11 protein-coding genes and 1 pseudogene are annotated in these 10,017 nt (G+C 69.7%); 7 read left to right on the forward strand and 5 right to left on the reverse strand.

The window, feature by feature from the left end:
* Positions 1-8 precede the first annotated feature (8 nt).
* Positions 9-1,607, forward strand: a complete 1,599-nt coding sequence (locus V6S85_RS06630; RefSeq protein WP_334348446.1) for a peptide chain release factor 3 — start codon at positions 9-11, stop codon at positions 1,605-1,607.
* On the opposite strand, the gene V6S85_RS06635 is transcribed toward V6S85_RS06630, so the two are convergent.
* From V6S85_RS06635 to V6S85_RS06645, 3 genes are all read right to left on the reverse strand, one after another.
* Positions 1,604-2,419, reverse strand: a complete 816-nt coding sequence (locus V6S85_RS06635; RefSeq protein WP_334348447.1) for a hypothetical protein — start codon at positions 2,417-2,419, stop codon at positions 1,604-1,606. The two genes, V6S85_RS06630 and V6S85_RS06635, sit on opposite strands and share 4 nt — an antisense overlap.
* A 17-nt stretch (positions 2,420-2,436) precedes the next feature.
* Complete coding sequence (locus tag V6S85_RS06640; RefSeq protein WP_334348448.1) at positions 2,437-3,621, reverse strand: hypothetical protein; 1,185 nt, start codon at positions 3,619-3,621, stop codon at positions 2,437-2,439.
* Between the two features lie 72 nt (positions 3,622-3,693).
* Positions 3,694-4,920, reverse strand: coding sequence for a glycosyl hydrolase 53 family protein (locus tag V6S85_RS06645; RefSeq protein WP_116568115.1), 1,227 nt, complete (start codon positions 4,918-4,920; stop codon positions 3,694-3,696).
* 168 nt (positions 4,921-5,088) lie between these two features.
* Here V6S85_RS06645 and V6S85_RS06650 point away from each other — a divergent pair, with 168 nt between their 5' ends.
* Entirely contained in the window at positions 5,089-5,466 is a 378-nt protein-coding gene (locus V6S85_RS06650; RefSeq protein WP_101720132.1) for a methylglyoxal synthase, read from the forward strand.
* Positions 5,467-5,606: 140 nt separating this feature from the next.
* Here the strand turns inward: V6S85_RS06650 and V6S85_RS06655 are convergent, their stop codons facing one another.
* Positions 5,607-6,092, reverse strand: coding sequence for a ribonuclease H (locus tag V6S85_RS06655; protein WP_334348449.1), 486 nt, complete (start codon positions 6,090-6,092; stop codon positions 5,607-5,609).
* Positions 6,093-6,493: 401 nt separating this feature from the next.
* Here V6S85_RS06655 and V6S85_RS06660 point away from each other — a divergent pair, with 401 nt between their 5' ends.
* On the forward strand, positions 6,494-7,849 hold the full coding sequence (locus V6S85_RS06660; RefSeq protein ID WP_165828859.1) for a hypothetical protein: 1,356 nt from the start codon (positions 6,494-6,496) through the stop codon (positions 7,847-7,849).
* A 59-nt stretch (positions 7,850-7,908) separates the two neighbouring features.
* Complete coding sequence (locus V6S85_RS06665; protein WP_116490497.1) at positions 7,909-8,214, forward strand: TonB family protein; 306 nt, start codon at positions 7,909-7,911, stop codon at positions 8,212-8,214.
* A 103-nt stretch (positions 8,215-8,317) separates the two neighbouring features.
* Here the strand turns inward: V6S85_RS06665 and V6S85_RS06670 are convergent, their stop codons facing one another.
* Positions 8,318-8,971, reverse strand: a complete 654-nt coding sequence (locus tag V6S85_RS06670) for a J domain-containing protein (RefSeq protein ID WP_116568107.1) — start codon at positions 8,969-8,971, stop codon at positions 8,318-8,320.
* A 58-nt stretch (positions 8,972-9,029) separates the two neighbouring features.
* Here V6S85_RS06670 and V6S85_RS06675 point away from each other — a divergent pair, with 58 nt between their 5' ends.
* From V6S85_RS06675 to V6S85_RS26550, 3 genes and pseudogenes are all read left to right on the forward strand, one after another.
* On the forward strand, positions 9,030-9,302 hold the full coding sequence (locus tag V6S85_RS06675) for a BolA family protein (RefSeq protein ID WP_116490674.1): 273 nt from the start codon (positions 9,030-9,032) through the stop codon (positions 9,300-9,302).
* An 89-nt stretch (positions 9,303-9,391) separates the two neighbouring features.
* Positions 9,392-9,823 (forward strand): cytidine deaminase, encoded by a 432-nt coding sequence (gene cdd, locus V6S85_RS06680; RefSeq protein ID WP_116490500.1) that lies wholly within the window; start codon positions 9,392-9,394, stop codon positions 9,821-9,823.
* A 33-nt stretch (positions 9,824-9,856) separates the two neighbouring features.
* Positions 9,857-10,017: pseudogene (locus V6S85_RS26550) on the forward strand (hypothetical protein); the annotation flags it as partial.

A 10,017-nucleotide genomic window follows, 5' to 3' on the forward strand; every position in this document is an offset into this window, starting at 1 on the left:
TGCGCGGGATGAGCACCTCTCCCGCCGCTGAAGCCGCCCGTCGGCGCACCTTCGCCATCATCAGCCACCCCGACGCCGGCAAGACGACGCTGACGGAAAACCTGCTGCTGGCCGGCGGGGCGATCCGCGCGGCCGGCGCCGTGCGCGCGCGCGGCCAGACGCGCCGCACCCAGTCGGACTGGATGAAGATCGAGCGCGAGCGTGGGATCTCGGTGTCGGCCTCGGTGATGACGTTCGACCACGACGGCCTGATGTTCAACCTGCTCGACACCCCGGGCCACGAAGACTTCTCGGAAGACACCTACCGCACCCTGACCGCCGCCGACGCGGCCGTCATGGTGCTGGACGCCGCCAAGGGCATCGAGCCCCAGACCCTGAAGCTGTTCGAGGTGTGCCGCCTGCGCGACATCCCGATCATCACCTTCATCAACAAGATGGACCGCGAGGCCCAGGACCCGTTCGAGCTGCTCGACGAGGTCTCGTCCAAGCTGGCCCTGGATCCGGCGCCGCTGTTCTGGCCGGCCGGTTCGGGCGGTCGCTTCAAGGGCATGCTGGACCTGCGCAGCCAGCAGTTCATCCCCTACGCCAAGAAGAGCTCGACCGACGAGGAGGGTCACCCCGACCCCGTCGCCTTCAACGGCAACGCCATCGTCCAGTACCTCGACCCCGATGAGCGCTCGGAGCTCGAGGACAACGCCATGCTGGTCACCGAGGCCGGCAAGCCGTTCGATGTGCAGAGCTTCCTCGAAGGCCACATGACGCCGGTGTTCTTCGGCTCGGCCTTGCGCCACTTCGGCGTCGACCAGCTGCTGGCCGGCATCGGCGCCTATGCGCCCGCGCCCAAGCCTGCCAAGGCCAGCAAGGCCGGGGCCGAGACCCACGTCGCCCCGGGCGACAACGAGGTCTCGGGCTTCGTCTTCAAGGTCCAGGCCAACATGGACCCCAATCACCGCGACCGGATCGCCTTCCTGCGCCTGACCAGCGGCCGCTTCACCCGCGGCATGAAGCTGAAGGCCCAGAACACCGGCAAGGCCATGAGCGTCAATGCGCCGATCATGTTCTTCGCCAGCGACCGCGAACTGGCCGAAGACGCCTTCGCCGGCGACGTGATCGGCATTCCCAACCACGGCGTCCTGCGGGTGGGCGACAGCCTGTCGGAGACCGGCAGCCTGCGCTTCGCCGGCCTGCCCAACTTCGCCCCGGAAATCCTGCGCCGCGTGCGCGTGAAGGATCCGCTGAAGGCCAAGCACCTGAAGAAGGCGCTGGAAGGCCTGGCCGAGGAGGGGGTCACCCAGCTGTTCCGACCGATGATCGGGTCCGACTTCATCGTCGGCGCCGTGGGCCAGCTGCAGTTCGAGGTCATGGCCGACCGCCTGAGCAACGAATACCAGCTGGACGTGATCTTCGAGGCCAGCCCCTATGCCGAGGCCCGCTGGCTGGTCGGCGAGCGCGCCGACGTCGAGGATTTCGAGAACAAGCACAAGTCGGCCATGGGCCGCGACATCGACGACCAGCCGGTGTTCCTGGGCAAGAGCGCCTGGGAGATCGGCTATGTCGCCGAGCGCTACCCGAAGGTGCGCTTCGAGCGGACCAAGGAGCGCGGCTAGCCCGGACCGGCCTCGGCCGCCTTCAGGCGCTGATAGACGGTCTGGATCTCCGGATCGGTCGGCGAGATGGCGTAGGCCTTGGCCGCCGCGCGGCGCGCCTCGACCAGGTCGGGCGGGGCGCCGCCCTTGCGCTCGAAGCGGTCGATCCAGGCGGCCGCCTCCACCGTCGCCAGCATGGCGATCTCGGTCTGGGAGGCGGCCGCCTTGGAGCGCCAGAAGTCCCGCGCCGTCTCGATCGCCCGGTTGGGATGTCCGCCCTGGCGCTGGAACCAGGCCAGGTGCAGGGCGATGTCCGACCACGGCGCGCCGCACGCGTTGGCCAGTTCGCGCCACGACTGGGCCAGCTGGGCGCCCTGGCGGTGCAGCTCGTTGCGCTTCAGCGCCCGCACCCACGGACCCCGCAGGGCGCGCTCGGGCAGCATGCCGGCGCGGCGGGCCGTTTCGGCGGCGTGGACGGCTTCCAGGTCGGCGACCGAGGCGAAGGGCCTGGAATATTCGGGCCCAAGTTCCTCGCGCATCTTCTGGTGGGCCCGCTCCTGGGGCGATACGGCGGCCCTGACCGCCGCGACGGCGGGGTGATCGGGCGTCGGCGCCACCAGCAGGCCGTCGAGCAGCCGTCCGAACGGAAACCGCACGCGCCCCTTCGGTCCGCCGCAGACCAGCGCCTGACGGGCCAGATCGACCTCGAGGATCGGCAGGGGCTCGTCGCACTCGCCGTCATCCAGCGCGCAGCCGCCCAGCACCGCCGGATCGGCCGCGTCGCTCTTCAGCCAGCGCTGCAGCAGGCGCCCGTCGATCTCCACTTCACTCACGCTATGGTCTCCAGGCGTCACGGGACGGGGCTTGGCCCGTGCAGATATGGGCTGCGGCCGGCCGCGTCGACCCTCAGCGGCGCATCCTGTTCGCGCACGCCCATCCACCGGTCCTGGTCGCTGATCCCCTTGCCGAGCCAGGCCAGCACTTGCTCCACCGGGATAGGGTCGGCGGGCGCCAGCCGTAGCTGGCTGACGAGATCGCCGGGCCGCACCTTGCCGTTGGTGATCGGCAGGATCCGTGCGTCGGCGCCGTACCAGTCCCACCCGAACGGCGACCAGTCCCTCGGCAGGGCCTTCAGAGCCAGATAGCGGCGGGGTGGGGCGCCGGGGCGGCAGGGCAGGGCGGGCCCAAGGAGCTCCGAGCCGAAGAGATCCATAGGCAGGTCCATCGACGCGATCCGGTGTCCGCCGACCAGATGAGGGCGGCGGCAGGATGGGGCCGAAACCTCGTAGATCGCGGCGTCCGAGAAGCGGCCGAAGAACTCCGCCGGCGAGACGCTCAGGCGTACGTCCCCGTCGCGGGCGCCGGCGCGCAGTTTCCGCAGGCGCTGGACCAGCAGGTCGCTATCGCCGCCGCCACGCCTCACGGGCTCCCAATAATCGATCTCGTCCCGCTCGTTCAGGAACACGAGATAGTCCAGCGAGGGATCGAGGATCGGGCGCGAGATGGTTCCGTCGCTGACGCGCGGCCTGTCGAAAACGCCCTCGACATCCAGTTCGCGATCATTGATGCGGCCGCGGTGCAGGAACAGGAAGCCGGCGTGGCGCCCCGCGGCCCGCTTGGTGTCGAGGTCGTGGGCGTGGATCCACAGGTCGGGCCGCTCGCGCCGCATGAAGTCGGGATCCAGCGGATAGTCGTAGCGGAACCTGGCGGGCAGGGTCCGAGGCGGGGCGCCTTTCAGCGTCTCGATCACTTCGAGGCGATAGCGACGGGAGCGTTCGCGCTTGCTGCAGTAGTCGCCGGATGCCTCCGGTCCAGACCCCCATGGTCCCCAAGACAGCACGGAGGCGAGCCAGCAGGGCGGGTTCCATACGGCCTTGGGTCGGACCAGCGCCACGGCTTTCGCCTGGCGATATTCGCCGACGCCCGCCGGGGTCAGCACCTGTTCCAGGCTCGGCGGGGCGCCGACGAGCATCGCTTCGGCCGGCGTCGCCATGGCCAGCGCGACCGCCAGCGCCATCCCCAGCAATAGCCGCACGCCCAAGTCTCCCCCTACTCGACCGAGTGGATAGGTTACGGGTGTAAAATGTGCGAGGTCAAGTGGGCCGCCTCACCCCTTCCTCAGCCCATAGTCACGCGCCATCTGGCGGTAGAGCTCCATGAAGGCGTTGGCGTCGTAGCGGCCGCCGTGTTCGGTCTTTTCGGGATGGGGCGGGGGCGCGCCGGCGATCTGGGCGCCGGGGGCCTCGGCGGCGTTGACGCCCTGCGACAGCAGGTTGGGGCGCGGACCCTCGCCGGCGTTCTTGCCGTCCTGGTCGAAGATCGCCTCCTGGTGGCGGGTCGGCTCCCAGATGAACGTGCCCCAGCCGCGCTGGCCCGGCGCGTCGAACACCAGGTCGTTCACGTAGCGCTTCCGGCTGGAATATTCGGCCACGTAGAAGCCGTGGTCGCGGTAGCGCTCGCCGAAGCGCGCGAAGGTGTTGGCCCAGTCGCCCTCGGCCGCCTGCTGGTAGCAGGAGAAGCCGGTGGCGTCGAAGCGCACGCCCCGCGCCAGCAGGCTGTCCATCCAGTGGCTGACGATCGTCCAGTGGCGGCCCAGGTGGTTGTGCAGGCTGGTCTTGACGCCCGGGACCGTCTCGCGCGAGGCGTCGAGGCCCGCGCTCAGCAGCCTGGCCAGCTTGTCGAAGCCGCCGGCGTCGGGAACGCTCAGGTGCACCGCGTCGGTGGCCGGGTTGCCGGTGGGGACGGGCAGGGGCACGCGGCCGTCGGGCCACAGCGTGCCGAAGGTGATCTCGTTGCCGATCACCACCATGTCGGGCCTGGCGCCGGCCTTGACCAGCGCGCCCAGCACCTGGCGGGTGTGGTCGCCGACCGCCTTCACGAGGGCGTCGAACGGCAGGTCCTTCCAGGCGGCGGGCTTGCCCTGCTTCTGCGGGTCGGCCCAGGTGTCGCTGTAGTGGAAGCTGATCGTCAGGTGCATGCCGGCGGCCTTGATCCGCCTGGCCATGGCGACGGTCTGGGCCAGGCCTGCCCACGGGTCGGTCTTGCGCTGGGTCGAATAGCCGTTCTCGGGATTGACGAAGACGCGGATCTTGATGGCGTTGAAGCCGGCCCCGTCAAGGATCGCCAGGATGTCCTGCCGGCGGCCGTTCGCGAAGAACTGCGCGCCGTCGGCCTCGTCCTGCGGGATCCAGGTGATGTCGGCGCCCAGCAGGAACGGGCCCGGACGGGCGCCTCCATTCTTGCTGATGGGCGCGGCGGCCAGGGCCGTCGGCGCGGCCGAGAGCAGGGGCAAGGCGGTCAGGCCCGCGGCGAAGGCGCGGCGGTCGAGGGTCATCGGCGGCTTCCTCCAGGGACCGCCTATGATGCGGTCTCATTATTTGGGATATCGTTTCAATATGTATCCTAGCGGCAATGCGCGCAGAAAGGGAAGGGCGCAGTCGGGCTGGCGGCGGCCTCGCCAGCCGCTATAGGGAGGAACGTTTGCAACCGGAGCCGTCCCCGCATGACCCGCCAGCTCGCCATCGGCCTTGTGGCCCACGACGACAAGAAGGCCGACCTCGTGGCCTGGGCCAAGGCGAACGCGGCGTTCCTGGAGAAAAGCATCCTCTACGGCACCGGCACCACCGGCGGCCGGGTGCTCGAGGCGCTGCCGCAGCTGCAGCTGACCCGCCTGAAGAGCGGTCCCCTGGGCGGCGACCAGCAGCTGGGCGCGATGATCGCCGAAGGGCGGCTGGATATCCTGATCTTCTTCGTCGACCCGCTTTCGCCCCAGCCGCACGACGTCGACGTCAAGGCGCTGATCCGACTGGCGACGTTGGCCGACATTCCGTTCGCCTGTAACCCGGCGACGGCGACGCTGGTGGTGAAGGGGTTGGGGTAATCAGGTCCTCTCCCTGAAGGGGGAGGTGGCCCGAAGGGCCGGAGGGGGAGTTCCTCCTGACGTCGAGGCGGCCGCTGGCTCACAGGCCACGTCCCCCTCCGTCGGCTTAGCCGACACCTCCCCCTTCAGGGGGAGGGTCTTTACCCCGGAAACTTCATCAAGTTCGGCTTGGGGATCGCGGCCTTGAAGCTGCCGCGGCTCTTGGACGTGTCCAGGCCGAACTCGGCCCAGGCGGCCAGGAAACCGGTCTGCGGCGCGCTGGTCGCCAGCGGAACCAGGTTCAGCACCGGACGCGCGGCGACCAGGGCGCGAGCGGCGGCCCAGGCTTCCGGCTCGGCCGTGGCGTAGGCGCCGTCGCTGCTGACCAGTTCACCGGCCAGGGCCGGATCGGCGAAGCGCAGGGTCACGGCCGTATCGATCGGCAGGTCCGTCAGGCTGGTCAGCGCCTCGATCAGGGCCGACAGACTCATCTTGGCCAGGGTGGTGCGGCGCTCGCCGCCGGCGGCGCCCTTGATCGAGGCCGCGCCCGATTCGCCGTCCAGCTTCCGTACGAACGCCCAGCCGCCATAGCCGGGATCCTGCTTGCAGAGGGCGGCGGTCCAGAGGGTCACGGCGGGGCTGGTCATGGCCGTTTCCTAGCGCCTGGCGCGCTGATCCGCCATCCCGCCTGTTCACGAACGTGAACGAAATGTAAACAAGTTCCTAAATCTTAGAGTTAACGTCATTTTCAGATTGATGAACGTCGTTATAAATTGTGCGATCGCACCATCCACCGGTTGTGCGTCGATCAAGCAAAAAGCGTGCCAAAATGGGTCAAAATCGCCGATTTGGGGGGGCTGGCGGCGATCAAAGTTAATGTGATCTGAATATTCGTGGTTAACGGCGGATTCAGACCTGTTAACCCCTTGTTAAGAGCGTTGGCTCCGGTTTTGCTGATCTCGCGTTAAATCCATCCCGGCCGTGCCGAGGTGGGACGATCCCGGTGCGGAGTACGCGAGCGATGTTCGAATTCGTGGGGCGCGATCTGATGAGGCTTCTGGGCGTCGAGGGCCAGGGACGGATGTCCCATGCCGCGGCGCATCGGGAAGGCCTGACCGGCGGCGACACCGCGCTGCTGGAACTGATGGACCTGCGCCTGCTGACCAACGAAGCGCGCGCCGCCGACGTCGCCGCCGGCCGGATCGGTTGCAAGGACCGCGCGGTGCGCCTGCTGGAGGCCGCCGTGGTCTGGCGCGAAGTGGCCCGTCGCACCGGCGACGCCGCGGCCCTGCGCAAGGGCGCGGCCCAGGCCGAGGCCGCCGCCAGGCTGGCAGATACCGAACGCAAGACCGACCTCGTCTGCGCCGCCCGCTGCGAACAGGCGGTTCTGGCCATGCTGGGCGCCGAACTGTTCGGCGACGAGGGCCTGCACGCCGCCGCGGGCGCCACGCTTTCCCTGGCCAAGACGGCCCACGGCCCGCACGCCGCCCTGGCGGCGAGCCTGCTGGCCGCCGTCGATGGCCGCATGGCCCTGTCCGACAACGACATCGACCGCGCCCTGGCCGCGGCCCAGGCCTTCGAGGCGCCGCTGGCGACCCTGGCCGGCGAGCGCGGCGCCAAGTCCGGCGGCGCCCGCCTGCAACTGGCCGAGCAGCGCGCCGCCCGCATCGACCTGCTGCTGGCCTGCGCCGTGCGCCTGAAGGACCGCGCCCTGGTCGAGGTCGCCCTGTCGGAATCCCGGACGGCGCTGGCCGCCCTCGACCCCGACTTCGAACCCCTGACCTGGTCGCGCCTCGAGCTGATGCGGGCCGAGGCCCTGGCGCGCCTGGGCGATTTCGACGGCGAACTGTCGCTGATCGCCGACGCCGTCGAGGCCGCGACCCAGGCCCTGGAGCCGCTGGATCCCGGTCACAGCCCGCTGGACTGGGCACGCGCCCAGGCATCGCTGGGCGAAACCCTGCAGGCCATGGGCGAGGCGACGACCTCCGAGCGCTGTTTCGAGCAGGCGGTCACCTGCTTCGACCGCGCCACCCACATCGTGAAAGTGCAGCCGGCGCTGACCCTGCGGGCCGCCGTCGCCAACAACCGCGCCCTCAGCCTGGCGCGCTGCGCCGAGCTGACCGCCGACCTGGCCGTGCTCGACGCCGCCGAGATGGCCTTCAAGTCCGAGCTGGCCGAGCAGCCGGGCGCGCGCGACCCGGCCGGCTGGGCCGTGGCCCAGATGAACCTGGCCCGTCTCTACGAGGCCCGGGTCGAGATCACCGGCCGCGACGACGGGCGCCTGGACCGCGCGGCCACCGCCCTGGCCGTGGCGTTCGACGTCTTCGCCGAGCTTGGCCTGCGGTCGCTGACCGACATGGCGGCCCAGGGGTTGCAGCGGATCAAGCAGGCGAACGCCGCCTGACCCGAAATGAAACGCGGACGCCCTGACGGGACATCCGACAAGACCATAGGGAAGATACAGTGATCGCTTCGTTCGTTCTCGCCGCCGCCGTCACCACCGCCGCTCCGGCCCTGCAAGCCGAGCCGCAGGCCCGCGTGGTCCAGGTGGCGCAACCGCGCGAAGCCGTCGCCCTGCTCAGCTGCATGGTCAAGAGCAACGGCGGCCTGACCGATTGCAGCGTCCAGGCCGAAAGCCCCACCGACCTGGGCGTCGGCGACGCGGCCCTGCAGATGGCCTCGCAGATCCAGGTCGAGCTGCTGGGCCCGGACGGCAAGAGCCGCGCCGGTTCGTTCATCGACGTGCCGATTCGCATCCGCATCCGCTGAGGGACGAGTACTGCCGCCCGATCCCCGCGAAGGCGGGGCAGGGCGCTGACGATGGAATTTATGGACCCCCGCCTCGGCGGGGGTTTTGCCGTTCAAGGGGCGCCTACTTCGCCAGTCCCGACTTCTGCAGCGTCTTGTAGGCCTTGATCACGCGCTGGAGCTTGTGCTCGGCGCTGCGGTCGCCGCCGTTCATGTCGGGGTGGCAGCGCTTGAGCAGTTCCTTGTAGCGCGTGCGGATGGCCGCGGCGTCGGCGTCGACGTCCAGGTCCATGTCGGCCAGGGCCTGGCGTTCCAGCTTGCCCAGGGCGCGGCTCGAGGCGGCCGATTCCGCGCGGCGCTGCTGGGCGCGGAACAGGCCGAAGGGGTCGGCCATGTTGCGGGCGTCGCGAGCGGCGGCGGCGGCGGCCTCGCGCGAGCCGGCGTCGGCCTTCATGCTCCAGGTCGGCCGTCCGCCGGTCATCTTCTCGCGCTCCTGCTCGGCGCGAATCTGACCCTCGTTCATGCCGGCGTAGAAGTTCCAGTTCTTGTTGTACTCGGCCGCATGCTGCTGGCAGAAGTTGTAGTACTGGCCGGGCAGGTCGCGGCTCTTGGGCGCCTTGGCCTCGGCGGGGCGCAGGCAGTCGGGATGCTCGCAGCGCTTCTGGCCGGGCTTGAGTTTGTAGACGTCGTCCGCGCGCGGACCCTCCTCCTCGCCCGGCTTGGGCGGGCGGACTCGGATGTCGAAGAACTTGGGGCGGTACTCGAACGCGCGGCTCATGGCGCTTAGAGTAAGCGCAGGCTATTTCCGTTCAAGGATTGACATGCCGGAGATCGCCATGGGCGCCGTTGCGGACACCATCGAAGCCAAGCTCACCGCCGCCTTTTCGCCGACTCGGCTGGAGTTGGTCGACGACAGCGATCGCCACAACGGCCATGCCGGGCACCGGGAAGGCGGGGAGAGCCACTTCAACCTGACGATCGAGGCGCAGGCCTTTGCCGGCAAGCCGCGCGTGGCCCGCCAGCGGCTGATTTTCCAGGCCCTGCGCGAGGAGATGGCCGGCCCTGTCCACGCCCTGTCGATCGTCGCCTTGGCTCCGGGCGAAAGCTGACCTTCAGCGTGCGGTTTGCGCTTGCATAACCGCCCCGCGACTGATTGCCTCGGTTCCCGGCGCGATCCTGCCGGGACCCGAGGGATGGCATGAGCGCCGCACGTTCTTTTTCCGATATTCCAGGCTCCGACGAGGCCGCCATCGCCGCGCGGCTGCCGGCCTATCTGGCGCGGTCCTACGCCCGCTATTCCAACTTCACCGTCGCCAGCGCCGTGGTCGACGACCAGGGTGGGGTGCACTTCGGCGTCAATGTCGAGAACGCCGCCTATCCGTCGGGCACCTGCGCCGAGCAGACCGCCATTGGGGCGATGATCACCGCCGGCGGGCGCCGGATCGAGCGCGTCTACATCGCCGCCGGCTCCGACGCCGTGGTCCAGCCCTGCGGCGCCTGCCGCCAGCGCATCGGCGAGTTCGCCGCCAAGACCTGCGAGATCGTTTCGGTGCAGGGCGGCGCGGCCACCGTGCGCACGCCATTCTGGAGCCTGCTGCCCGAAGCGTTCGGGCCGGGGGATCTGGAGTAGGGGGAAGGACCACCCCGCAGGACGCCTGCTTATCTCCTCCCCCGTGAAACGGGGGAGGGGGACCGCGAAGCGGTGGAGGGGGCGAGACTGGGCGCTGTGCCGGCCAGGGGCCCCCCCCCCACCACCCCGCTAGAGACCCCCCCCCCCCCCCCCAACAAACCGGGCGGGGGCCCCCCACCCGGGTATGAAAAAAA

The sequence above is a fragment of the Caulobacter sp. CCNWLW153 genome, assembly GCF_036889365.1.
Lineage (GTDB): Bacteria > Pseudomonadota > Alphaproteobacteria > Caulobacterales > Caulobacteraceae > Caulobacter > Caulobacter radicis.

Excerpts from the sequence above, each read along its gene's own strand:
- cdd (WP_116490500.1), top strand. The coding sequence starts at position 9,392 with ATGAGCGCCGCACGTTCTTTTTCCGATATTCCAGGCTCCGACGAGGCC.
- V6S85_RS06675 (WP_116490674.1), top strand. The coding sequence starts at position 9,030 with ATGGGCGCCGTTGCGGACACCATCGAAGCCAAGCTCACCGCCGCCTTT.
- V6S85_RS06630 (WP_334348446.1), top strand. The coding sequence starts at position 9 with ATGAGCACCTCTCCCGCCGCTGAAGCCGCCCGTCGGCGCACCTTCGCC.
- V6S85_RS06650 (WP_101720132.1), top strand. The coding sequence starts at position 5,089 with ATGACCCGCCAGCTCGCCATCGGCCTTGTGGCCCACGACGACAAGAAG.
- V6S85_RS06660 (WP_165828859.1), top strand. The coding sequence starts at position 6,494 with ATGAGGCTTCTGGGCGTCGAGGGCCAGGGACGGATGTCCCATGCCGCG.
- V6S85_RS06655 (WP_334348449.1), bottom strand. The coding sequence starts at position 6,092 with ATGACCAGCCCCGCCGTGACCCTCTGGACCGCCGCCCTCTGCAAGCAG.
- V6S85_RS06670 (WP_116568107.1), bottom strand. The coding sequence starts at position 8,971 with ATGAGCCGCGCGTTCGAGTACCGCCCCAAGTTCTTCGACATCCGAGTC.
- V6S85_RS06645 (WP_116568115.1), bottom strand. The coding sequence starts at position 4,920 with ATGACCCTCGACCGCCGCGCCTTCGCCGCGGGCCTGACCGCCTTGCCC.